Genomic DNA, 22,792 nt, shown 5'->3' with positions numbered 1-22,792 from the left:
CCTTCATCTTTGAAGTCGGCGGGGCATCGCCCGAGACGCCCCGGTCGGCCCACCATGCCGCGCAGACGGGGCGCTGGGCACCGTCCGGGGACGAGGAAACAGGATGGCTCTTCCTCTCTCTGTAGAATTAACGTGTGTCCGACAACGAGATCCAATCCATCGTCGACCAGCTCGCCCAGAAGCTGCACCGGTCCGTCGTGATCAACGATCCAGCCGTACGCATGCTCTACAGCAGCGCCCACTTCGGCGACGAGGACCAGGTCCGTGTCCAGGCGATCCTCCACCGCGACGCCGGCCCCAAAGCCATTGGTCACGTCCTCGCCCAGGGGGTGTCGACCTGGACCACCGCCGGCGTCATCCCTCCCTACGAGGAGATCGGGATGAAGGCCCGTGTCGCGGTACCCATCCGATGGCGCGGTGAGCTCCTCGGCCTGCTGCTGGTGATGGACCCCGACAGTTCCCTCACCAGCTCCGAGTTCGCGACGATCAGCGACACGGCACAGCTCGTCGCTCCGATGCTGGCGGGCCAACCTCTTGGGGACGAAGGCGCGATTGCCCGCGAACGAGCCGTCCGGGACCTCGTCAGCAAGGAACCCACAGTGCGTCGCCGCGCACTGGCCGACCTCGCCCCGGGCGACGAGCTCAACCGGTTCACGCACGTCACAGCCATCGACGTAGGGGTGATACCCGTCGCGGAGACAGTGAGCGCGGCCCATGTCGAGATGGCACTTCGCGATGCCGTGAGCTTCAGCCGCCCGCAGGGCTCGACGGCCGAACTGCACGCGGTCACCGCCGACGGTGCGTTGCTGCTGCTCGGTGGCTCCGCCCCCCTCGCCGACAACGTCGGCCGCGGCCACGCGCAACGGATCGTCGAGAGGGTGCAGGACATGGCCGCCGGCCGCTTCACACCGGTGGCCGGTGTCGGATCCGCAGCCGAGGGCCTCGACCGCGCCGTGGAGACAGCGGACCAGGCACGGCTGGCCCGCCGCGCCGCCTCGTCAGTACTGGGCACGGACATCGCTGTCTGGGCCGACGTCGGACCCTACGGCCCACTGCTGCGCATCCCCGCCGACGAACTCACCACGAGCGCGCTGCCGGTCGAGCTCCGCCGCCTCCTCGACATCGACCGGGGCCGCCAGCTCACCGAGACCCTGCGCGCCTACCTGGACAACGCGTGCTCAGGTCCCGCGACATCGCAGGTGCTGAACATCCATCGCACCACCCTCTACTACCGTCTCGGTCGCATCAGTGAGCTCACCGGTCTCGATCTGACAGACGGCCGCACCAGGCTCGTGCTCCACATGGGCCTCACGATGATGGACCTCATACACGCCGGAGTTCGACAGTAAGAGGAAAACCGGCGTTCGCATTCCAACGTCCCGCTGTAGTGGCACACGGCCGCAAAGGCGCATCCTGCTCCGGACTGACCACCCAGCCACCAGGGATGTGACATGAGCACCGTTCGCCCTACCACCGAGGCGACGCGAGCCGGAACCGGCCCGTTCGACCTCACAGGGAGAGTCGCACTGGTCACCGGAGCAGCCCGTGGAATCGGCCAGTCGATCGCCGTGGAACTGGCCCGGCGAGGCGCCCATGTCATGGTCGCCGACATGCGCGACCCGAGCGAGACGGTGGCCCTGCTACGTGACGGCTTCCCCGTCGGCACCCACGAAGGCAAGGCGGTCGACGTGCGCGAACGCGAGCAGGTCGAGAACGTGGTCTCCGACACCGTCGAACACTTCGGGCGCCTGGACATCCTCGTCAACAACGCTGGGACAGCCACCCGGGCAAGTCTGACCGGGATCACCGACGACGAATGGTTCCGCGACATCGACACCAACCTCCGCGGCACCTTCCTGTTCTGCCGCGCCGCCATCAGCCCCTGGATGAGCGAGCAGCGCGCCGGCGCGATCATCAACATCAGCTCGATCAGCGGCATCATGGGCGGTGCCTCCTCGGGAAGTGAGGACCAGGTACGCTCCGGGCCCGCGTACGCGGCCTCCAAGGGAGGCGTCATCGCCCTCACCAAATGGCTTGCCAAAAAGGTGGGCGCCCTGGGGATCACGGTCAACTCGGTGGCACCTGGTCCCATCGCCACGGTGCTCACCGAAAACGTGGCGTACGACTTCAGCCAGCAGATCCTCCCGCGTATGGGCAAGCCAGAGGAGATCGGCGCGGCTGTGGCCTACCTCGCCTCGCCCGCGGCCGCGTATGTCACCGGGCAGGTGCTGCGCGTGTGCGGTGGCGCAGCGCTCGGATAACGGTTCCCGCTCAGTCCCCCTCAATTGAGCCGTAAAGGAGCCGGCCCAATGCATCAAGGAAAGCCCCAGACACTCCCCGATGCCCTGCAGGCACGCATCGTCCGCAAGGTCGCCCTCCGGCTGATCCCGTTCCTGGCGGTCGCCTACCTGCTCAACTACCTGGACCGCACCAACATCGCCTTCGCCAAACTGACCATGAGCCAGGACCTGGGACTCAGCGAAACCGGGTACGGACTGGCGAGCGGCCTGTTCTTCGTCGGCTACGTGTTCTTTGAGGTGCCGAGCAACCTCGCGCTGCACCGATTCGGCGCGCGACGCTGGATCGCCCGGATCATGATCACGTGGGGAATCGTCGCGATCGGCATCGCGTTCGTGAACAGCCCGGCCACGCTGTACACCGGGCGAATCCTGCTGGGCGTGGCCGAAGCGGGATTTTTCCCCGGCGTCATGCTCTATATGACGTGGTGGTTCCCACGGGCGGTCAGAGTCCGGCTGATCGGGCTGTTCATGATCGCCCTGCCGGCCTCCTCCGCACTGGGCGCCCCCCTGTCGGGCGCGATCATCGAGTACCTGCACGGATTCCTCGGCCTGGCCGGATGGCGGGTCATGTTCCTCATCGAGGGCGCGCCCACGGTGGCACTCGGAATCGCCGCATGGTTCTACCTCACCGACCGACCCCGCCAAGCCCAATGGCTCACTCCCGACGAACGCGAATGGCTGGACACGACCATGGCCGCCGAACAAACGGCCACGGCGGAAGGCGGCGGCCACACCTCCGTACGCCAGTCCCTGCGGGATGCCCGGGTGTGGGTACTGGGATTCGTCTACTTCGGTCTGGGATACGGCCTGTTCGCCCTGTCCTTCTTCCTGCCGACCATCGTCGCCGGGTTCGCGAAGAGCTTCCACACCGACTTCTCGATATTCCAATCGGCACTGATCGTCGCCATCCCCTTCACCTTAGGCGCGATCGCCCTCGTCATCTGGGCACAGCACTCGGACCGGACCGGCGAACGCATCTGGCACGTCGCTTTACCCACCATCCTCGCCGCGATCACCGTTCCGGTGGCGTTGTACATGCAGTCCCCAGCCGGGGCGATGGCGATCATCTGCCTCACCGCTATCGGGATCTACGCCGCATTCCCTGTGTTCTGGTACCTGCCGTCGACATTCCTCACCGGCACGGCCGCAGCCGGCGGCATCGCCGTAGTCAACACAATGGGTGCCGTCGCGGGTTTCGCCGCTCCCTACATCACCGGCTGGCTCCTGGACCTCACCGGCACTTCAAGGGCGGGCCTCTGGGTTGTCGGCGTAGTAATGTCCGCTTCAGCGATCGTGCTGCTGACCTTCCGCAGGCGGTTCCGCCCCCGAACGGCGGACGAGGCGCAGCCCACGGACGCGTCCTCGACCCTTCGGACAGCCCCGCTGCCGTCGCCTCCGAAGTGCCCGTGATCGAGGACCACCCCGCGACTTTATGAGACACCTGACCGTTCCATCCGTCTTCGCCCCCAGGGCATCCAGATCGGCGGCGGGTTGGACCGGACCCCTGGCACCTTCGCGGCGCGCCCGCCGCCCACAGCAAAGGCAGGACACCCCACCATGAGCGGAACCGGACTGATGTTCACCGCCTCCGACGGCGTGCGAATCTGCTACGACGACGAGGGATCCGGCGCACCGGTCCTGCTCGTCCATGGCTACTCCGGCAACCGCGGATACTGGCCCTTCCAGCGGCGCGCGCTGCTCGACGCCGGCTACCGCGTGATCAACATCGATCAGCGCAACCACGGCGACTCCGACCAGGCCGCATTCGGTCAGCGGATGTCTCGGCACGGCTTGGACCTGCGAGAGCTGATGGACGGTCTGGAGCTGACCGACGTCAACCTGATCGGTCACTCGATGGGTGTATCGGTGTCGCTGGCCCTGTTCAGCCTTTTCGGCACGCGCGATGTGCGCCGCTTCGTCGCTGTCGACCAGTCGCCGAAAATCGTCAACGACGAGACCTGGAAGTGGGGAGTGTTCGGGGTCGAATGGCCTCATGCGTGGGAGCAGGCCAACATGCGTCACCCGTGGGGCGAGCTGGACCGTGAGCCGGACATGCCGGAGGCAGCCACCCGCGAACTCGCCAAGTTGGCACACCATCACGACCACTATCCGCACGAGCAGGTCACTCAGCTCCTGCTGGACCACTTCGTCGCGGATTGGCGGGACGTGCTGCCGCGGATCGACATTCCCACCTGGGTCGTCACCGGCCGCCTCAACCCGTATTACCACGCTGAGGGAATGGAGTGGTTCGCCCAGCAGGTCCAGCGCGGCAGCTACTCGATGTTCGAGAACAGCGGTCACGAGCCGCACATGAACGAGCCCGACCTTTTCAACGAGCGGCTGCTCCAGTTCCTGGAAACCACTCCGTGAGCCGGCACCACAGAATGGTTCCCGCCGGCCGTGTCGTCCTCGTCAACCAAGCGCCGACTGAGGTAGAGCCCGCCGCTTCGACGAAGAGAGGAAGGTCCGGTCCGTTTCCCCTCCCCGCGACGGTGGTCATCCACGGCGGTTCGCACGACTGTTGGCACACGGGACGTACGGGTGAATCACACTCGGAGAGAGGTCTGATGAACAGCGTTGGCCGGGCATACACATCCTTTGACTTCGAGGTGCTGTTCCCTGAGATGGACCGCATCGAGGCGGGTCGGGTGCGGTGAGCACGGTGCACGAACTCAGCGGCCGGGTGGCCGTGGTATTCGGAGCGGGGTCATCGGGTGCCGGACTCAGCAACGGCGAGGCAGCCGCCCGGGCGTACGCTGCGGCCGGAGCGCTCGTCGCCGTGGTGGATCTGGTCGGCCCTGAGGCCGATCGGGTCGCCAAGAAGATCACCGCTACCGGGGGCACCGCCCTCGCTGTCACCGCCGATGTCACCGACGAGGACCAGGTCGCGGCCGCGGTGCGTACCGTGGTGGCGGAACTCGGCGTGCCGCACGTTCTCCACAACAACGTGGGCGTTGCGCGCACCGGCTCCGTGCTCGAGCTCGGGCTGGACGACTGGGAGGCGGGCTTGCGCGTCAATCTGACCAGTGCCTACCTCACGACACGCCACGTGCTGCCGTCGATGCTCGACGCCGGGAGGGGGGTCATAACGAACGTCTCGTCCGTCGCGAGCATTCGGGACACCGGCTACGTCTACCCGGTCTACAGCGGGGCGAAGGCCGCGGTGAATCAACTGACCGTGTCGTTGGCTCTCACCTACGCCGCTTGCGGCATCCGCGCGAATGCCGTACTGCCCGGTCTCATAGACACCCCTTTGGTCACCCAGCAGATCACTGACGATCCAGAGGCCCTTGAGGCCCGTCACGCTGCCAGTCCGACCGGTCGCATGGGTAGCCCATGGGATGTCGCCCATGCGGCTGTGTTCCTGGCCAGCGACGCGGCGGCCTACGTCAACGGCGTCTGCCTCCCAGTCGATGGTGGCCTGTCGGCGCGGTGTCGGTGAGGTCGACAAGACCGGTGGCGTCGCCGCGCCCAGGAGAGTGCTGATCCCGTCCCCCGGCCCGGGTCTGAGGGGATCGGAGCCATCCTGGCCGCCGGAACCGCCTGGCATCTGCTGTCGAAGGTCAAGTTCCGTGAGCGTCCACGTTCTGCGATCGGGTCCGGAAGCGTCACGGCTCACGCCCGGCAAGTTAGGTGGATCTCCAGTACCGGCCCTCATGCCACTGCACCTACCGTCCTGTCATCCGGCCGGAGCCCGACCCCGTCCGCACTCCTCTCGCCAAGGCGCCCCCTCCTCATGCGCGAGTCCCTTCGCCGAAGCCGAGCGGCGGCGCCCTTCCCGGCAGCGGCTCAGGACCCCGGAAGCGGACAGGGCAAGGGGCGGTCGCCACCCACGTCGCAGAGTAAGCGAACACCCCGGAGGAAAAGTGGACTCAGGCAGCACAGCCGCACAGGACGCGTACTGGACGTCCGCCGTCAGTACATTGACCGGGGACAAGGTCTACGTCCGCGGCTACGACCTCGAGGATCTCGTCGGCCAGATCCCCTTCACCGCGGCGATTTTCCTCATGGTCCGGGGACGGGTGCCGACGCCCCGGGAGACCCGCGTCCTCGACGCCGTCCTCAGTGGCGTCCTTGACTACGCGCTCGAGAAGCCGGGCACCGTGGCCGCGCGGTACGCGGTCTCCGCCAACCCCAGTATGGCCATCGGTATGGCCGCAGCCTGTATGTCGGTCGGTGCGCACACGCTCGCCACCGAGGACACGGGGCGCTTCATCGTCGCGACACACCGCGAGTATCTAGACTCCGGCCTCGCACTCGACGAGTTCGCCGACGCCAAGGTCGCTCGCCTGCGTGCGGCGAAGCAGCGCGTGCCGGGGCTGGGGCATCCCGTGTTCAAGAAGGTCGATCCGCGAGGCGCCCTGCTGAAGGGAGTCGCCGTGGAGGAGGGCCTGTGGAGTGAGGCCGCGGAGGTCTATGAGGCGGTCCATCGGGCATTCACACGGCTGCCCGGCAAGTCGGACATCCCGATCAACGACGTGGGTGTCATGGCGGCGGTGTTGCTCAGCTTGGGCTTCACCCCGGAGGAGGGCACCGGCCTCGCCGTCCTGTCGACACTTCCGGGGGTCATCGCGCACGTCTCCGAGGAACTGGCCGCGCTCAAACCGATCCGGATCGTGTCGAGGGATTCCGTCGCCTACACGGCCGGGACCACGGGAGAATTCTCCGCCGCCCGCGAGGCGGCCGGCTGGGACGAGCGATGGCGTGAGCTGCCCCAGGGCTGACGTCGAATGCCCGCGCTGCTCGTTCCTGCTTACCGTCCTTCCCAGTCCTGGCCATCAGCCACGTCTGTGACAACGGCCGGTATGGGGCCAGTGCTGAGTAAGGAGAGTGTGTGATGCCGCTGAGGGCCTGGGACGGGTGCAGCCGGCCACTTCCCGGTCGGTGTCTCGGTCACCGCGGTCTGCACCCGCCTGCGGAGCTGAGCGCCAGCCAGTGTGGACCGGAGCAGGGATCCGAGGGCGGCACGATGAGGCGCGCGCCACGCTGCGCTCACCCAGCACCTCGGGTGATGAATGGGTGGGCTGTGGGCCTCCCTCTTTCTGACCAGTACGCTGAAGTCTCTCTGGGAAAAGTGCCAAATCCAGCCATTTGTCTCGGCGTATCCCCAATTCCTGCTGTGGCACAGGACTGGCAGCCTTCAGCCACCCAAACCAGCTTCACGCTTCGGGCTTGACAGCCCGAACTGCCACTTCGTCGAAGCGGATCATGCGCGCGCGGTGGGTTTCGTGCAGCTGATAGCCGGACCGACCACGGGCTGCGGCTCGGCTCCGGCAGTGATGGTTACCTCGAATGGAAAAGGCTGCGAATGAGCGCAACAGACACAGTGGTCTCCGCCGACGCCGGGCCACGCCTGGGTGGAAACCTCGGAGCTCTGCATCTCTTCTTCAGCGTCATGGCCTTCAACGCCCCGCTGGTCGTCGTCATCGGTGTTCTTCCGATCATGCTGGGGATAGGCAACGGGGTGGGAACGCCGATAGCGTTCCTTGCGGCTGGCCTCATCGTCGCTGCCTTCGCCGTTCCGTTCACCAGAATGGCGAGAGTCTTCCCGAACCCTGGTGCCTTTTACGTGTACATCACGGCAGGGCTCGGGAGGGCAATCGGCCTGGGATCCGGGTTCCTGGCCCTTGTCGGCTACCTCAGCGTCAACATCGGCAGCTACGGGTTCGGCGGCGTGGTGTTCCAGTCGCTGGTTCGCGACACGTTTCACGGCCCCGACGTCGACTGGTGGCTGTGGGGGGGCCTGCTCTGGGCCGCCACGACACTACTCGGCTACCTAAAGATCGACCTGTCGGCGAAGGTGCTGACCGTCTTCCTGTTCCTCGAGCTCGCGGTCATCGTCGTGTATGACGGCGCTGTGATGTTCCAGGGGGGAGCGTCGGGCCTGTCCGCGGCACCCTTCTCGCCCAGTCACTGGTTCGACGGATCCTTCGCGGTGGGACTGCTGTACGGCCTCGGCATGTACGGCGGTTTCGAAGTCGCCGCGCTCTTCCGGGATGAAGTGCGCCAGCCCACTCGTACGGTTCCCCGGGCGACCTTCGGTGTCATCGCGGTGGCGATGGTTCTGTACGGGGGCACGGCCTGGCTTTACATCAACTCCCTCGGAGTCGACAAGGCGGTGTCCACCGCCGGCGCGGATCCCGCGGGGTCGATCCTGGGAAGTATCGAGACCTTCGGCGGACACGTCCTGTTCGACCTGGCGACGGTGATGGTCACTACCAGCACGTTCGCCGTGATTCTGGCAGCTCACAACATCAGTGCCCGCTACGTGTTCAACCTGAGTGCGGACGGGATCCTGCCCCGCCGGCTGAGTGGAGTGCACGCCAAGCACGGATCTCCGCATGCGGCCTCTCTTGCCACCAGCGGCATTGGATTGGTGGTCCTCGCCTTCACCGTGCTCAGCGGGGCCGATGTCAACAAGTTCTTCGCGGCGTCGCTCGGGCTGGCCAGTTTCACGGGTGTTGCCGCCATCTTCCTGGCGAACATCGCCATCGCCCTGTACCTGCGTAAGCGCCACAAGGACCAGTTCAGCGTCTGGAGCACTGTCCTGTTGCCGGTGCTCGCGGGCATCGGGCTGGCCTTTGAGCTGGTGATGACCGTCCGGAAGTTCCCTCTTCTGCTCGGCACTTCCACAGGCCTCGCGATGCTTCTGCTGGCGGCGCTCATCGGCGTGTTCGTCATCGGCGTCGTCATGGCCCTCGTCTACCGGCGTACCCGGCCTGAGGTCTACAGCAAGATCGGTCGTCAGTAAGCCCACGGCCACGGTCCCAGCAAGACTGTGGCACGCGGCACGACACAACGAAAGTGCCTTCTGCACTGGAACGACGAGGCTCGTCCAAAGACGCCTCCAATTTCGGCGGACGGCACTTCTCTGCCTGCACCCGCAGCCACGTCCCCGGCCGTCTGCGCAGCCCTCTCTGTCAGCAGCGCCGGCCCGACCCGCCCCCGATGCTTGGAAGTCCTACGAAACCAGAGCGCCGATTTCGAGTATCCGCCGATGCGACACTTCCCGGGCCGCAGGCACATTCGGGCGCGACAGCGAGGACGCGGACGCCGTCCTTGTCGGCCCGGCCCCGCACTGACGGGACGGCTGGAGATTCCGAGGAGATTTTCGATGAAGTTCGGTCTGTGCTACTTCCCCACGGACTACGGCATGGGGCCTGCCGAAGTAGCCGCAGCCGCCGAGGAACGCGGTTTTGAGTCGCTGTTCTTCTGCGAGCACACCCACATCCCGGCCAGCAGGCGAACGCCGTACCCGCTCGGAGGCGAACTCCCCAAGGAGTACCTGCACACCTACGACCCCTTCGTCGCGTGCACAGCGGCCGCGGCGGCGACGAGAGGCCTGAAGATCGGCACCGGGATCTGCCTGGTGGTGCAGCGGGACCCGATCACGACGGCCAAGGAAGTGGCAAGCGTCGACCGCCTCAGCGGCGGCCGGTTCCTCTTCGGCGTGGGGGCTGGCTGGAACCGCGAGGAGATGGCCAACCACGGCACCGATCCGCGTACCAGGATGGCACTGATGACGGAGCGGCTCGCGGCGATGCGACAGATCTGGACCACTGACGATGCGGAGTACCACGGCAGGTTCGTGGACTTCGACCCGATCTGGTCGTACCCGAAGCCGCTTCAGTCGCCGCTGCCGGTGCTCGTCGGCGGAATGGGCCCGACCGTGGAGGACCGCATCCTCTCCGTCGGGGACGGCTGGCTGGCGGAGAGTGTGCCGCTCGAGGAACTCGACGAGTTCGCCGATCGCGTGGCCAGGTTGCAGCAGCGTGCGGCCGAGGCCGGACGGGGCCGCATCCCGGTCACGATGTTCGACGCGCCCTCCGAAGCGGGTATGGCGGAGCGCTACGAGGCCGCTGGTGTCGACAGGTTCCTCTTCCAACTTCCCAACGGCGACGCCCCGGAGGCCGCCAAAGACCTCGATCGACTGGCGGACCGTATCCACTGACGCCGAGGAATGTTCCAGATGCTCGCAGAGCCAGGCGTGGAGCAAGCCCCGCACCATCACAGGAAAACCAGCATGGACAGGTGCAGTGATCGAGTACGAGGTTTCGTCCCCGAGCGCGGGACACGCTGTACTCACTGCGGATGTCTACCGTCCCGCCGGCGGGGGACCGTGGCCCGTGATCGTCGCCCGGACTCCCTATGACGTGAGAGCAAGGTCGCCGCGCGTGAGCCGGTGCTGATCAACCCGGGCGACGCGGGGGAGCGGGCATCGGAACGGCACGGCTCGCCCAAGGCTCCACGTCCGGCGACTCTCGTCGAGCTCAACGCGGCGACCCGCCGACGGCACCGGAGCTGCCGCCTTTCGTGCCGCCTGAGACGGTCGGCCCGGGATCTCCGTCGGCTCAGCCTCCTTCGCGATGGCCTGGGCCTGTCGGCCTCCATCCCCCAACGACGTGAAAGACAGGTGCGACAGATGCCCGATGTGACCATCGAATACGATCTCCCTGCCACCATGCGGGACGGCACCATCCTGCGCGCCGACGTCTACAGACCCACGACCAGTGGGCCGTGGCCCGTACTGCTCTCTCGGCTGCCTTACGGCAAGAGCACCTCGCTGATGATCACCCTGCTCGATCCGATGGGCATGGCACGCAAGGGCACCATCGTGGTCGTCCAGGACACCCGGGGCCGGTTCGCCTCCGAAGGTGACTGGGAGCCCTGGACGTTCGAGTCGGACGACGGCTATGACACGGTCCGGTGGGCCGCCACGCTCCCGGACTCCAACGGCTCGGTCGGGATGTACGGGGCCAGCTATTTCGGAAACACCCAGTGGATGGCGGCCCTGTCCAAGCCTCCGGAGCTGAAGGCCATCGCTCCGACGATCACCTGGTCGGACCCGGACGACGGCCTGTTCTCCCGGGGCGGGGTAGAAGAACTGGGCACCAATGTGTCGTGGTCTCTGTGGCAGGGGTTCGACACTCTGATGCGTCGGCACGCCGATGACCCGGTTGCCGCCACCGCCGCGCTCGCCGCGCTGGTACGCGATGTCGACGGCCTCGCGACGACCGGCTACTGGGAGCTGCCGTCCGGCCGCCATCCCGCGCTCCAGCGGCATCAGGTTCACGATCTCGGATTCGAGCGTTCGCGGCGCGAGCCGGAGTGGACCGCGTCGTGCCGGGTGGCGGGGCGCCACGGGGAGGTCGACCTGCCGAGCCTGAACATCGGGGGCTGGTACGACGTCTTCTGCCAGGGAACCCTCGACAACTTCACGGCGATGCGGGCCGCTGACCGTCCGGCGAACCTGATCATGGGGCCGTGGACCCACGGACACTTCGGCGCACAGGTGGGCGACGTCAACTTCGGCACGGCCGCGAGCGGGGAGGTCCTCGGCTTCCGGGGCACGCTCAGCGACGTACAGCACGGATGGTTCCGGCAGTGGCTGGCATCGGACGGCGGGGCCGGCGACGGAGGCCCTGTGCAGCCGGACCTGCCGCCGGTTCTGCTGTTCGTCACGGGGATCAACGAGTGGCGGGAGGAACAGGAATGGCCCCTCGCCCGCGCCGTCGACACGGAGTTCTTCCTGCGTGCGGACGGGCGGCTCACCGATGACCCGCCCCAGGTGGGCGAGGGCGGCGACACGTATGTCTACGACCCGGCCGACCCGGTGCCGACGACCGGCGGCGCGGCGCTGCTACAGGACGAGTTCCGGCTGGGCCCCCTGGACCAGGCCCGGGTGGAGGCACGGCCGGACGTGCTCGTCTACACCACAGAGCCTCTGACCGAGGACGTCGAGGTCACCGGACGGATCCGGGCCTTCCTCCACGCCGCGACCGACGCGCCGACGACGGACTGGGTGGTCCGGCTCTGCGACGTCGACGCCGACGGCCTGTCGATCAACATCGTCGACGGGATCGTCCGCGTGGCCGCGTCGCCGGGCGAGTTCGCCGAGCACCAGGTGGATCTGTGGTCCACCAGCCATGTGTTCCGCACCGGCCACCGCATACGAGTTCAGGTCACCTCCAGCAACTTCCCGCGCTGGGACCGGAACCTCAACATCGGAGAACCCGTCGAACGCGCGACAGCCTGGCGCCCGGCCCACCAGGAAGTGGCGCACGACGCCGCGCGGCCGTCCCGTCTCTTCCTCCCGGTCATCCCGGCTTCCTGACTCCGAGCATGCCTAACGTCGTGGCCGAGCAACATCGGCCACGACGATGACACGAGGTGCGACAGCACAGCTCACAGGTACTTCTTCGACTCGTGACGTCCTCACGACCGCCGGTGCGCCGATGACCGTGCGCGTCGCTGAGAGTAGGTTGGCTCACGCTCGTCGTGGCGGCCCGCGCCCCGCACTCGTGTCCGCCCCCGGACTTGCCGGAAGCGTCGGGCCCCGACAGACGGGACGCCCTTTCTGTGCAGGATCATCCTGGTGTCTCGTCAGGGACAGCGGACTCGTAGCCGACGCCGCCGTGACTGTCGGGGCGAACGCTGCTCTCACCGAGGCCACCCGCACCGCATGGAACGAAGCGGCCGAGCTCGGGCTCGGCGATGGCGATGACTCGGGCGTCGCCGAAGTCTTCCGCCACGGCTGACCGGGGCGTCCTACGCCTGGACGGCGGAGCCGTGCGGGCGGTCCCGAGGCAGCTGCGGCGCGCCGGGCGGACGCCAGAGATCTGGACACGCTCGTCACCTTGTGCTTGGCCATCGGGTACAGATCGGCCGACGTGAGGTTCCGCACCAGGGCTGTCCCACGGCCCCGGAGATCTTAGCCACGGCAGCGCGAACGCCCGGAGTGCCGATAATGGGAAGAGGCCCGGTGGAGCACAGCGAGGTGCCGAACGGAGCGAGGAGCGCCATGAGCGAATCCAGCGACCATGTCGGCAGTGGTTCCTGCGCCCTCGATGTCCTCGTCACCGCCGTACTCGACGAAGACGGCACGGTACGCCAGTGGTCGCCGGCGGCCGCGGAGCTCCTGGGCTACGACGCTGCGGACGTCCGGGGTCGGCCGTTGGGGGACCTGATCGTCGATGCCTCCGGTGCGTCATGCGCGGGACCCTGGCAGGGCACCCGACTGCCGGCCGGGGGCCGGGCAGTGCTGCGACACCGCCAGGGCGGCACGGTCGATGTCACCTTCCGCGTGCACCGGCTCGTTGACTCCGGCGAGCTGCTGGTTCTGGCCGCCCCCACACAACGAGTGGACGAGCAGGAACTCGGCATGTCGCTCGTGCGCGCGCTGTTCTCCCAGAACGGGATCGGCATCGGTATCCATGGCGCGGACCTGGCCCTGCTGCACACCAATGTGTTCCCCGTGAAGTCCGGCGGGCGGCCCGCACCGGCTGGTGCCCGTCTGCGGGACGTTCTCCTCGGCGAGGACGCCGACGCCATCGAGGCTTCGCTGCGGCAGGTGCTGGAATCAGGCGTACCGCTGGTCGGCGAGGAGAAGCGGACGCGGTCGCCGCAGGCCCCGGGACGGGAGCGGAGCCTGAGGCTGTCCGCCGTCCGGCTGGAGGACGAACAGGGGCAGGCGACCGGCGTCGCCGCCCTGTTCACCGACACGACCGAGCAGCAGCGGGCCCGCCGGCATCTGGACCTTCTCCAGGAGGCCGCGATCAGTGTCGGCGGCTCGCTGGACGCCACCCGCACCGCGCAAGAGCTGACCGAGGCGGTGGTGCCCGGGCTGGGTGACATGGGGATCGTCGACCTCGCCGAGGCTGTGTTGGAAGGGAACGAGCCCCCGAAGATGATCGGTGGCGGAGACCTCCACCTGCGCGCCGTGGCCTCCGCGACGGGTAAGTGGCCGGGCCACGTGGGCCAGGGGGAGTCCCTGCCTCCGTTCCGGGACCATCCGGCCCTGCGCGGCATGCAACACGGTGAGACGCTTGTGATGACCCGCGACGAACTCCTCGCGCTACTGAGTGACTCCCGGCTGATCGAGCTCCTGCCCGAAGACTGGCACTCGGTGGTGATCGCGCCGTTGTACGCGCGCGGCCTCGTCCTTGGTGACCTTCAGGTGTGGCGGTTGACGGATCCGGCCCCGTTCACCGAGGAGGACGTCGACCTGGTCACGGAGATCGCCTCCAGGGGTGCCCTGGCCATCGACAACGCCCGGCGCTACACCCGGGAGCATCGGGTGGCGGCCGCGCTGCAACAGAGTCTGCTGCCGCGGGCGACGACCGACACGTCGGCGGCCGAGACGGTGGGGATCTACCGGCCCGCGGGCGGCGGAGCCGAGATCGGCGGCGACTGGTTCGACGCCATACCCCTGCCCTCGCTCCGGCTAGCCCTGGTCGTCGGGGACGTCGCCGGGCACGGTCTCCATGCCTCCGCCACGATGGGCCGTCTGCGCGCCGCCATCCACACGCTCGCGGATCTCGAACTCGACCCCGGCGAACTGCTCACCCGTCTCGACGTTCTCGTACAGCGACTGGCCGCCGAGACGCCGACGGATCGGGACATACTCACCGCGACCTGCCTGTACGCCGTCTACGACCCGGTCAGCCGTCAGTGCGCCGTCGCCAGTGCCGGTCATCCAGCGCCGGTGGTCGTCCGCCCGGACGGGACCGAACAGGGCCTCCCGGTCTCGGCTGGTCCACCCCTCGGCGTCGGAGGCATGCCGTTCGAGATCACCACGGTCACCGTCGATCCCGGTAGCGTGGTCGCCCTGTACACCAAGGGTCTGATGCTCTGCCAGGATCCCGATCTCGACGCCGGTGTGCGCCGCCTGACGGACACGCTCGTCTCGCACGGCCGTCGCGGTGGCCCACTGGACGCGCTGGGCCGCTCCGTTCTCGCGGGCGTTGGTGAAGCCCCGGTCCGTGAGGACATCGCGCTGCTGCTGGCCCGTACCCGCGCCGTGCGGGACGAGAACATCGCGAACTGGAGCTTCCCGGCCGACCCGACCGCCGTGGCGCGGGCCCGGGAGGAGATCACCCGGCAGCTGAGCGCGTGGGGCCTCGACGACCTCGCCTTCACCACCGAACTCGTTGTCAGTGAACTGGTCACCAACGCCATCCGCTACGCCGGCGGTCCGGTCGGGCTGCGTCTGATCCGGGAGGACGTGCTGATCTGCGAGGTCACCGACCCCAGCAACACCCAGCCGCGACTGCGGCGGGCAAGCACCACTGACGAGGGTGGCCGCGGTCTGTTTCTGGTGGCGCAGCTGACCACGCGCTGGGGCTGTCGCTATGGTCAGACCGGCAAGACCATCTGGGCCGAACAGCCCCTCACCGCGCTGGCGGACTCGGCGATGTGGGACACGCGGACCCTGGTGCCATGAAGCGTGGTTCTGCAGAGGGGCCGGAAGCGCGGCACGGAAAGTCAGGGCAGGACAGGTCGTGCCACGCTTCCGGGGTCGAGGCCGTCTCCCACGGCGTGAGGTCGATGCGTAGATGATTGATCAACGACGTCTGGACTCCGGCCATGGCAGAGACGGTGCGGTGGTTGACCGCGGAGGAGCAGCACGCGTGGCGGAGCTTCGTCCGCCTGCATGAGTGGCTCGGGGGTCATTTGGACCGCTTGTTGCAGTCGGATTCGAGGCTGTCGACCCCCGACTTCCAGGTGTTGGTCCATCTCACCGACGTGCCCGAGGGCGGCAGCGGCTTCTGGATCTCGCTCACGCGCTGGAGCGGGAGAAGAGTCGGATGTCGCATCACATCGCCGGACGGGCGAAGCGCGGGGTCGTGATGCGGGAGGACCATCCCGAGGACGGGCGGGGCGTTTTCGTGGTGAGCACGCCGACGGGACGGGGGCGATCGGAGCGGCCGCTCCGAACCACGTCGAGGCGGTGCGTTCGCTCTTCCTCGACCACGTCACCGCCGCGGAACTGGCGACACTGGCCGGGATTTCCGAGCGGGTGGTCCAGCGGCTGGACCAAGTACGGTTCTGATCCGGACACGGTCGGCTGGTCCGGCCGCTGCGAGGCGGCCGGGATCGTGCCAGGGGGCAGGCTCACATGGCCAGAGCGAGCGTGACGGCGGTCGCCGCGGAGACCAGCGTGAGGATGATCGGGGCCATGGCGTTTCCGCGTGTGGCGGGGTCGGCGTAGTCGCCGACCTTGGCGTGGAAGCCCACGGCGCCGATCATGGTGATCCCGAAGCCGACGGCGGCTGCGATGCCCAGCGGCTGCCAGAAGAGCCCCACGACCAGGCCCACGGCCGCGGCGACCTCGGCCAGTCCGATGAAGCGAACCAGTCCGGCGCTCAGCCCCATGTGGGACTGGAGTCCCGCGGAGACGTCGCCCTTCAGCATGGTCTTCGGCGCGCCGGCGGCCAGCGTGACAAGGGCTAGCAGCACGCTTAGGACGGCGGCGGTGATGTACATGGGTGGTTCCTTCCAGTGTGACCCGGGCCCGGGCCGAGGCTCATAAACCGTTGGTTGTTTCGTCAACCAGAATCGTCACCGAGGAACATAGAGACACTGTGGTGATGTGTCAACTACATGCTCGCGTCGGCCACCTCGGTGGCGGCCTTTCGTACTGGGTGCTTGCTCATGATCGAGATCCGGTTGAAGGCGTTGATGGTGATCGCCACCCAGATGACCGCGGAGATCTGGTCCTCGGTGAGCGCCTGGCGCGCGGCCTCGTAGGCGGATGCCTGGCCGTCGGTGTCCCGCGGGTCGGTCGTCGCTTCGGCCAGGGCGAGAGCCGCGCGCTCCTCGCGGGTGAAGAGCTCGGTGTCACGCCAGGCGGGCAGGATGCCCAGCCGTCGTGCCGATTCGCCCGCGCGCAGAGCCGCCTTGGTGTGGATGTCGAGGCAGTAGGCGCAGCCGTTCAGCTGGGAGACGCGGATGTTGACCAGCTCTACGGTGACCCGGTCGAGACCGGCCTCGGCGGCGACGGTGCGTACCGCCTGCGACGTCTCCCGCAGGGCATGGAAGGCCTTGGGGCTCTGCTTGTCGAGGAAGATCCTCCTGGCCATCGCTCCTGTGGTGCGACTGCTCACTGTGAGCCTCCTTCGGGGGGCTGCGCTCGGCTCCCTGCCGGTCCGCGTGGGCGCGGTGGCCTTCCGATCCGCACCCATGCCATGATAGTTGATGTAGCAACTAGGTATGGGAGGTGGCCTCGGTGAGCAATGTAGAAGCCGAACCCGCGGCGGTGAGGTGCGGGGCGCTGGTCGACGACAGGCGGTCGGCAGAGGTGCCGCACGTCGACGTCCTGTCCCCGCGCGAGGTGCCGCTGGGCGGCCCGCGTTCGATGACCGTGCGGCGGACGCTGCCGCAGCGGGATCGGACGCTGATCGGGGCCTGGTGTTTCGCCGATCACTACGGTCCGGACGATGTCGCCGGGTCGAGCGGCATGGACCTTCCCCCGCATCCGCACACCGGCCTGCAGACGGTGAGCTGGCTGTTCAGCGGAGAGGTCGAGCATCGCGACTCCCTCGGCACCCGTGGCCTGATCCGACCCGGCGAGATGAACCTCATGACGGGCGGCTACGGCATCGCCCACGCGGAGGTCTCCACGCCGCGCACCACCGTGATCCACGGCGTGCAGTTGTGGGTCGCCCTGCCCGAGGAGCACCGGAACACCGCACGCGACTTCCAGCACCACGTCCCCGAACCCCTGCGGATCGACGGAGCCGAGGCCCGGGTGTTCCTGGGCTCGTTGGCCGGCGACACCTCGCCGGTGCAGACCTTCACCCCCCTGCTCGGTGCCGAGATCGTCCTCGCGCCACGTGCCGCCGTCACCCTCGCCGTGGACACCACCTTCGAACACGGTCTCCTCGTGGACAGCGGCGACGTCCGGGTGGCCGACACCCGCCTGCGTCACGCGGAGATGGCCTACGTAGACCCCGGCATCGACCGTCTGACGCTCGTGAACGAGTCGGAAGATCCGGCGCGGACGATCCTGCTCGGCGGTACGCCGTTCGAAGAAGAGATCGTCATGTGGTGGAACTTCGTCGGCCGCAGCCATGACGACATCGTCCGGGCGCGCGAGGACTGGCAGGCCTCCTCCGACCGCTTCGGGGCGGTCGAGGGGTATCCCGGGAATCGCCTCGCCGCTCCCGCCCTGCCGAACGCCGTCATCAGGCCACGCAGGAACCCCGCCGTCGTGGCAACCCGTCGGCCCCGCCCGAAAGGCACCTCATGAGCCAGCCCTCCGCCGCTCCCGTCGTGGAGCGGGTGGATACCGCGCATCGCTACGAAATCCTGGTCGACGGCAAGCGCGCCGGACTGACCGAGTACCGCGACCACGGTGCGCAACGCGTCTTTTATCACACCGAAGTGGACACCGCCTTCGCCGGCCAGGGTCTGGCCGGTCAGCTGGTCCAGGAGGCCCTCGCCGATGTGCGCGCGTCCGGGAAGCGGGTAGTGCCTGCCTGCCCCTACGTGGCCAAGTTCCTGAAGAGGCATGACGAGTTCGCCGATATCACGGACCCCGTGACACCGGATGTCCGGCAGTGGCTCGCGGCGGAACTGGACTGACGTGCGCCGGTCGCTCGTCGGAGGTCGCAGTTCGAGCGGTAGATGACAAATCAACCATCGCCTACAATCGTTCGAATGAACGATCAAACGAAGTGGCTCACGCCGGCGGAGCAGTGTGCCTGGCGAAGTGTCATACGGATGTACGAGAGGCTCGAGGGGCGCCTGTCCCGCGGTCTGCAGTCGGAGTCCTCTCTGTCGGTCTCCGACTACGCCGTACTCGTCAACCTCGCGGAGGCGCCCGACGGTCGCATGCGTCATGTGGATCTGGCCAGGCGTCTGGAGTGGGAGAAGAGCAGGATGTCGCATCAGGTCTCCCGCATGGTGAAGCGCGGGTTGGTGGCCCGGCAGGAATGTGCTGAGGACGGTCGCGGCGCGTTCGTGGTCGTCACCCCGGCGGGGCGAGAGGTGATCGCGAAAGCCGCGCCCCGTCATGTCGGTGAGGTCCGGCGCCTGTTCATCGAGCCCCTGACGCCCGACGAACTCCAGGCGTTCGCCCGTGTGGCGGACCGCGTCGTCGATCGCCTGGAGGAGGAACAGTGCCGGTGATCGGTCCGTGCTCGTGACTGGGGACGGTTGACGGGTAGCCCGGAATATGAATGTGTCGGGGCGCGTTGCGAGGCATTAGTTGATGTATCAACATGATGGAAGGGCTGATCACGATGCAGTTCGGCATCTTCACCGTCGGTGATGTCGCCATGGACCCGGCCACGGGCCGCACGCCGACCGAGCACGAGCGGATCAAGGCCATGGTCGCCATCGCGCAGAAGGCCGAGGAGGCGGGCCTGGACGTCTTCGCGACCGGCGAGCACCACAACCGGCCGTTCGTGCCGTCGTCGCCGACCACGATGCTGGGCTGGATCGCCGCCCGCACCGAGCGCATCATCCTGTCGACCTCCACCACGTTGATCACCACGAACGACCCGGTGAAGATCGCCGAGGACTACGCGATGCTCCAGCACCTGGCCGACGGCCGGGTGGACCTGATGATGGGCCGGGGCAACACCGGTCCGGTCTATCCGTGGTTCGGCAAGGACATTCGCGACGGGATCAGTCTCGCTGTCGAGAACTACGCCCTGCTGCGGCGCCTGTGGCGCGAGGACGTCGTGGATTGGGAGGGAAAGTTCCGCACGCCGCTACAGGGGTTCACCTCCACCCCGCGGCCGCTGGACGACGTACCGCCGTTCGTCTGGCACGGCTCCATCCGCTCCCCGGAGATCGCCGAGCAGGCCGCGTACTACGGCGACGGGTTCTTTCACAACAACATCTTCTGGCCCAAGGAGCACACCAGGAAGATGATCGACCTGTACCGGACCCGGTACGCGCACTACGGACACGGCAGTGCCGAGCAGGCGATCGTCGGCCTCGGCGGGCACGTGTTCATGCGCCGCAACTCCCAGGACGCCGTGCGCGAGTTCCGTCCGGTCTTCGACAGCTCACCGGTGATGGGCGGCGGGATGTCCATGGAGGAGTACATGGAGCAGACTCCGCTGACGGTCGGTACTCCGGAGCAGGTCATCGAGAAGACGCTGTCCTTTCGAGAGTACGCCGGTGACTACCAGCGGCAGCTGTTCATGGTGGACGGCGGCGGAGTCCCGCTCAAGGCGGCGCTGGAGCAGATCGACATCCTGGGCGAGGAAGTGGTCCCGGTGCTGCGTGCGGAATTCGCCAGAAACCGGCCGGCCCAGGTGCCCGACGCCCCCACCCATGTCTCGCTGCTCTCCGCCCGCGGCACCGACCTCGCCCAGGAGTCGGAAGGAAGAGAAGACTGATGGCTGACAACATCGACAGCTTCAACGACTACCCCGCGCAGGACGGCGTCGCACCCGACCGCTGGGCCAGTGCTCTGTACCTGTTCGACAACGGCGTCGGCGCGCCGCACGAAGAGAGCGTCCTCGAACGCTGGGAGAGGGCCCAACTGCTCTTCGAGACCCGGGACTACATCGACGCCGCCCGTCTCCTCGCCGTCGTCGTCGAGGAGGCCCCGGAACAAACCGGCCCCCGGCTGTTGCTGGCCCGCGCCTACTAGCATTCGGCCCAACTGTGGCGCGCCGAGGAGCAGTTGAACCAGGTCATCGACCGCGATCCGGTGGAGCATTACGCCCACCTGATGCTGGGCCGCGCCCTGGAACGCCAGGGGCGTAGCGACGAGGCGGCGCCCTGGCTGCGGATGGCCGCCGCCTTCTCGGGCGAGCTGCCCTCCCAGGCCTGAAGTGGCGGGCGCACGGAAGAGGGGCACCGGGTCAACCGTTGCCCTGCCCGCGGCCTCGGGATCTGCGTTCCTGGCCCTCAGGCTTTCGTAGGGCGCCCCGATGAGCGGGAAGACGTGCTTGGGTGCGATGACGCCCCTGGGGTCGGCCAGTACGGCCAGGCCGCGCCGGGCGATCAAGGGGTCCGTACCGCGCAGGACCAGCGCATCGGTGGTCGTGGACGTGCCCGCGGCGACGAGCGTGACGCCGTACACCTTGGTCAGCGAGGAGACCGACGGCGCCTGCGGGTCGCCGGAGGCGGGGCCGCCCAGGGTGAGGGGGTGGTCCAGCTCCCGCAGGTCGGCGATCGTGCGCAGTCCGTGGCGGCGCGCGGTGTCCCGCCCGACGGCGAGGACGATCCCGCACTGGGGCGGCGGCCGGGGGCAGCGCATCGATGCCCTGAGGCAGTGCCATGCTCAGCGTCGCCGCGAGATCGCCGGGCATGACCTGCCCGCCCGGCAGTGCGCGCAGCACCGTGCTCTCGTACGCGGGTACGAGATCGAGCTCGCCCTCCACGACGGCCCGGGTGGTGTCGGCGGCCGACGTGTAGCCGGTCGTCGCCATCCAGACCTTCTCACCGACGCCGGTGAGAAGCGCGCCGTAGGGGCGGCCACGTCCCGGCTTTCGGCGGAGGTGTCGGTACCGGTCACCGTCGGTCTTCGGCGGTCCGCGTATGTGGATCCGGGGTCGTACTCCTGACATCACGGAACACCACTCGCGATCGGCTCTGCGGCAATGCGCGGAGCGCTCGGCCTGGGTCATCGGGGTGTTGGAGGGGACGGTGAGTCCGGGGTGGTCCTTGTCCCAGCCGTCGGACTGGTAGTTGTTGACGTACCAGACGTAGTGGCCGTAGAACGGCTTGTCGAAGTTCATCTCGTACCACCCCGTGGCCCGCTGTTCGGCGGGGCCGTGGTTGATCCAGGCCTTGTGCCCTGCGGGGGCCCTGACCGTGGTCTTCTCGGTCTTGGTGGGGGACGTCTCCCAGGAGTGCTGGTAGCTGAACTCCATGGCCGTCTCGTAGGCCGTCCAGAACGACGCGCTCGCGCTGATCGCGACGCCGACCGTGTTGGTGGTTCCGGTCGTGTCCGACCAGGCGACCTTCTGCTCGTTGACCTCGGTCCCGAAGTTGTACAGGGTGCTGCCGACCTGGTGCGCCGGCGCGGTGTACGTCGCGTAGCTCTGCGGGTGGAACTCGCAGTGGTCGGCGAAGCTGCAGGTGTCCAGCATCACCAACGGCAGGATGTAGTCGTTCCAGGCGGCGATGAAGGTGTAGATGGCGAGGAACGCCAGGGGGGCCGGGCAGACGCACGGCGGCGCCACGTGCCAGTACAGCCGGAAGAACCCGGCGCCCTCGATACGGGCGGCGTCGAGCAGTTCGTCGGGCACGCTGGTGGTGGTGTACTGGCGCATCCAGAAGATGCCGAAGGCGTTGGCGGCGGCGTTGGCGGCGGCGGGCACGATGAGCGCTTGGGGGTGCCCAGCCAGCCCCGCTGCACCATGAACTCGTACTGCGGGATGATCGCCAGCTGGGTCGGCAGGATGTACATCGACAGCAGGACGCCGAAGAGGAACTTCTTGGCGGGGAAGTCGTACTTGGCGAAGGCGAAGGCGGCCAGCGAGTCGAAGAACAGCACCAGCAGCGTCGTACAGACCGCGACGATCACCGTGTTGAACAGCGACCCGAAGAAGTCCATCTTGTCGAACAGGTGCTGGATGTTGGTCAGCAGACTGCCGCCGAACCACAGTTTCGGGGGTAGCTGTAGATGTCCTGCGAGGTGTTCGTCGCCATGACGACGATCCAGTAGAACGGGAACACCGCGATGAGCACGCCGAGCATCGCGAGGCTGCCGCCGACGCCGATCGCGGAGCTCATTCGGGCCG

General features: G+C 67.7%; 17 protein-coding genes and 2 pseudogenes. 16 read left to right on the top strand and 3 right to left on the bottom strand.

Translation table 11 applies throughout. From position 1 onward, the window contains the following. The first annotated feature begins 134 nt into the window (after positions 1–134). The 11 genes from ACFYXF_RS06625 to ACFYXF_RS06575 all read left to right on the top strand — a co-directional run bounded on the left by ACFYXF_RS06625 (position 135) and on the right by ACFYXF_RS06575 (position 15,522). Positions 135–1,349, top strand: a complete 1,215-nt coding sequence (locus tag ACFYXF_RS06625; RefSeq protein WP_389348425.1) for a PucR family transcriptional regulator — start codon at positions 135–137, stop codon at positions 1,347–1,349. A gap of 102 nt (positions 1,350–1,451) precedes the next feature. Then, positions 1,452–2,261 carry an SDR family oxidoreductase gene (locus ACFYXF_RS06620; RefSeq protein ID WP_389348424.1) on the top strand — a complete coding sequence of 270 codons (810 nt, stop codon included), beginning with the start codon at positions 1,452–1,454 and terminating at the stop codon, positions 2,259–2,261. A 48-nt stretch (positions 2,262–2,309) separates the two neighbouring features. Beyond that, positions 2,310–3,710: an MFS transporter gene (locus tag ACFYXF_RS06615; RefSeq protein WP_389348423.1), complete on the top strand. Its 1,401-nt coding sequence runs from the start codon at positions 2,310–2,312 to the stop codon at positions 3,708–3,710. 165 nt (positions 3,711–3,875) lie between these two features. Next, the gene (locus tag ACFYXF_RS06610; RefSeq protein ID WP_389348422.1) at positions 3,876–4,670 is read left to right on the top strand and encodes an alpha/beta fold hydrolase; all 795 of its coding nucleotides are present in this window, start codon (positions 3,876–3,878) and stop codon (positions 4,668–4,670) included. A gap of 283 nt (positions 4,671–4,953) precedes the next feature. Further along, positions 4,954–5,742 carry an SDR family NAD(P)-dependent oxidoreductase gene (locus tag ACFYXF_RS06605; RefSeq protein ID WP_389348421.1) on the top strand — a complete coding sequence of 263 codons (789 nt, stop codon included), beginning with the start codon at positions 4,954–4,956 and terminating at the stop codon, positions 5,740–5,742. A 424-nt stretch (positions 5,743–6,166) separates the two neighbouring features. After that, entirely contained in the window at positions 6,167–7,024 is an 858-nt protein-coding gene (locus ACFYXF_RS06600) for a citryl-CoA lyase (protein ID WP_389348420.1), read from the top strand. A gap of 584 nt (positions 7,025–7,608) precedes the next feature. Beyond that, positions 7,609–9,051: an APC family permease gene (locus ACFYXF_RS06595; protein ID WP_389348419.1), complete on the top strand. Its 1,443-nt coding sequence runs from the start codon at positions 7,609–7,611 to the stop codon at positions 9,049–9,051. A 363-nt stretch (positions 9,052–9,414) separates the two neighbouring features. Further along, the gene (locus ACFYXF_RS06590; protein ID WP_389348418.1) at positions 9,415–10,251 is read left to right on the top strand and encodes an LLM class F420-dependent oxidoreductase; all 837 of its coding nucleotides are present in this window, start codon (positions 9,415–9,417) and stop codon (positions 10,249–10,251) included. Then, positions 10,163–10,489, top strand: a complete 327-nt coding sequence (locus ACFYXF_RS06585) for a CocE/NonD family hydrolase (RefSeq protein ID WP_389348417.1) — start codon at positions 10,163–10,165, stop codon at positions 10,487–10,489. Before ACFYXF_RS06590 ends, ACFYXF_RS06585 begins: the two co-directional genes overlap by 89 nt. Before the next feature lie 233 nt (positions 10,490–10,722). After that, the gene (locus ACFYXF_RS06580) at positions 10,723–12,414 is read left to right on the top strand and encodes a CocE/NonD family hydrolase (protein ID WP_389348416.1); all 1,692 of its coding nucleotides are present in this window, start codon (positions 10,723–10,725) and stop codon (positions 12,412–12,414) included. A gap of 687 nt (positions 12,415–13,101) precedes the next feature. Further along, positions 13,102–15,522, top strand: coding sequence for a SpoIIE family protein phosphatase (locus ACFYXF_RS06575; RefSeq protein WP_389348415.1), 2,421 nt, complete (start codon positions 13,102–13,104; stop codon positions 15,520–15,522). Positions 15,523–16,193: 671 nt separating this feature from the next. Here ACFYXF_RS06575 and ACFYXF_RS06570 read toward each other — a convergent pair. Together ACFYXF_RS06570 and ACFYXF_RS06565 are read right to left on the bottom strand one after the other, a co-directional pair. Continuing rightward, on the bottom strand, positions 16,194–16,565 hold the full coding sequence (locus ACFYXF_RS06570) for a DoxX family protein (RefSeq protein ID WP_389348414.1): 372 nt from the start codon (positions 16,563–16,565) through the stop codon (positions 16,194–16,196). Positions 16,566–16,678: 113 nt separating this feature from the next. Next, the gene (locus ACFYXF_RS06565) at positions 16,679–17,161 is read right to left on the bottom strand and encodes a carboxymuconolactone decarboxylase family protein (protein WP_389348479.1); all 483 of its coding nucleotides are present in this window, start codon (positions 17,159–17,161) and stop codon (positions 16,679–16,681) included. 146 nt (positions 17,162–17,307) lie between these two features. On the opposite strand from ACFYXF_RS06565, the gene ACFYXF_RS06560 reads away from it, so the two are divergent. From ACFYXF_RS06560 to ACFYXF_RS06540, 5 genes and pseudogenes are all read left to right on the top strand, one after another. Continuing rightward, entirely contained in the window at positions 17,308–18,330 is a 1,023-nt protein-coding gene (locus ACFYXF_RS06560; protein ID WP_389348413.1) for a pirin family protein, read from the top strand. Then, a complete protein-coding gene (locus ACFYXF_RS06555; protein ID WP_389348412.1) occupies positions 18,327–18,665 on the top strand; it encodes a GNAT family N-acetyltransferase in 339 nt (112 codons plus the stop codon). Before ACFYXF_RS06560 ends, ACFYXF_RS06555 begins: the two co-directional genes overlap by 4 nt. Before the next feature lie 75 nt (positions 18,666–18,740). Further along, positions 18,741–19,211, top strand: a complete 471-nt coding sequence (locus ACFYXF_RS06550) for a MarR family winged helix-turn-helix transcriptional regulator (protein ID WP_389348411.1) — start codon at positions 18,741–18,743, stop codon at positions 19,209–19,211. Between the two features lie 113 nt (positions 19,212–19,324). Further along, positions 19,325–20,434: an LLM class flavin-dependent oxidoreductase gene (locus tag ACFYXF_RS06545; RefSeq protein ID WP_389348478.1), complete on the top strand. Its 1,110-nt coding sequence runs from the start codon at positions 19,325–19,327 to the stop codon at positions 20,432–20,434. Next, positions 20,434–20,874: pseudogene (locus tag ACFYXF_RS06540) on the top strand (tetratricopeptide repeat protein). Before ACFYXF_RS06545 ends, ACFYXF_RS06540 begins: the two are co-directional and overlap by 1 nt. Positions 20,875–22,132: 1,258 nt before the next feature. On the opposite strand, the pseudogene ACFYXF_RS06535 reads toward ACFYXF_RS06540, so the two are convergent. Then, a pseudogene (locus tag ACFYXF_RS06535) lies at positions 22,133–22,772 on the bottom strand (carbohydrate ABC transporter permease); the annotation flags it as partial. Positions 22,773–22,792 lie beyond the last annotated feature (20 nt).

Origin of the sequence: Streptomyces sp. NPDC002680 (assembly GCF_042889145.1) — a bacterium.
In the GTDB taxonomy this organism is placed as follows: Bacteria; Actinomycetota; Actinomycetes; order Streptomycetales; family Streptomycetaceae; genus Streptomyces; species Streptomyces adonidis.
Note: the sequence above shows the minus strand (reverse complement) of the source record. Positions and strands in the feature narration are given on the sequence as shown.

What these genes read in the sequence shown, in the direction of transcription:
- ACFYXF_RS06570 (WP_389348414.1), bottom strand. Translation starts at nt 16,565, where the DNA reads ATGTACATCACCGCCGCCGTCCTAAGCGTGCTGCTAGCCCTTGTCACG.
- ACFYXF_RS06545 (WP_389348478.1), top strand. Translation starts at nt 19,325, where the DNA reads ATGCAGTTCGGCATCTTCACCGTCGGTGATGTCGCCATGGACCCGGCC.
- ACFYXF_RS06595 (WP_389348419.1), top strand. Translation starts at nt 7,609, where the DNA reads ATGAGCGCAACAGACACAGTGGTCTCCGCCGACGCCGGGCCACGCCTG.
- ACFYXF_RS06610 (WP_389348422.1), top strand. Translation starts at nt 3,876, where the DNA reads ATGTTCACCGCCTCCGACGGCGTGCGAATCTGCTACGACGACGAGGGA.
- ACFYXF_RS06555 (WP_389348412.1), top strand. Translation starts at nt 18,327, where the DNA reads ATGAGCCAGCCCTCCGCCGCTCCCGTCGTGGAGCGGGTGGATACCGCG.
- ACFYXF_RS06620 (WP_389348424.1), top strand. Translation starts at nt 1,452, where the DNA reads ATGAGCACCGTTCGCCCTACCACCGAGGCGACGCGAGCCGGAACCGGC.
- ACFYXF_RS06565 (WP_389348479.1), bottom strand. Translation starts at nt 17,161, where the DNA reads ATGGCCAGGAGGATCTTCCTCGACAAGCAGAGCCCCAAGGCCTTCCAT.
- ACFYXF_RS06575 (WP_389348415.1), top strand. Translation starts at nt 13,102, where the DNA reads ATGAGCGAATCCAGCGACCATGTCGGCAGTGGTTCCTGCGCCCTCGAT.
- ACFYXF_RS06615 (WP_389348423.1), top strand. Translation starts at nt 2,310, where the DNA reads ATGCATCAAGGAAAGCCCCAGACACTCCCCGATGCCCTGCAGGCACGC.
- ACFYXF_RS06590 (WP_389348418.1), top strand. Translation starts at nt 9,415, where the DNA reads ATGAAGTTCGGTCTGTGCTACTTCCCCACGGACTACGGCATGGGGCCT.
- ACFYXF_RS06550 (WP_389348411.1), top strand. Translation starts at nt 18,741, where the DNA reads ATGAACGATCAAACGAAGTGGCTCACGCCGGCGGAGCAGTGTGCCTGG.
- ACFYXF_RS06580 (WP_389348416.1), top strand. Translation starts at nt 10,723, where the DNA reads ATGCCCGATGTGACCATCGAATACGATCTCCCTGCCACCATGCGGGAC.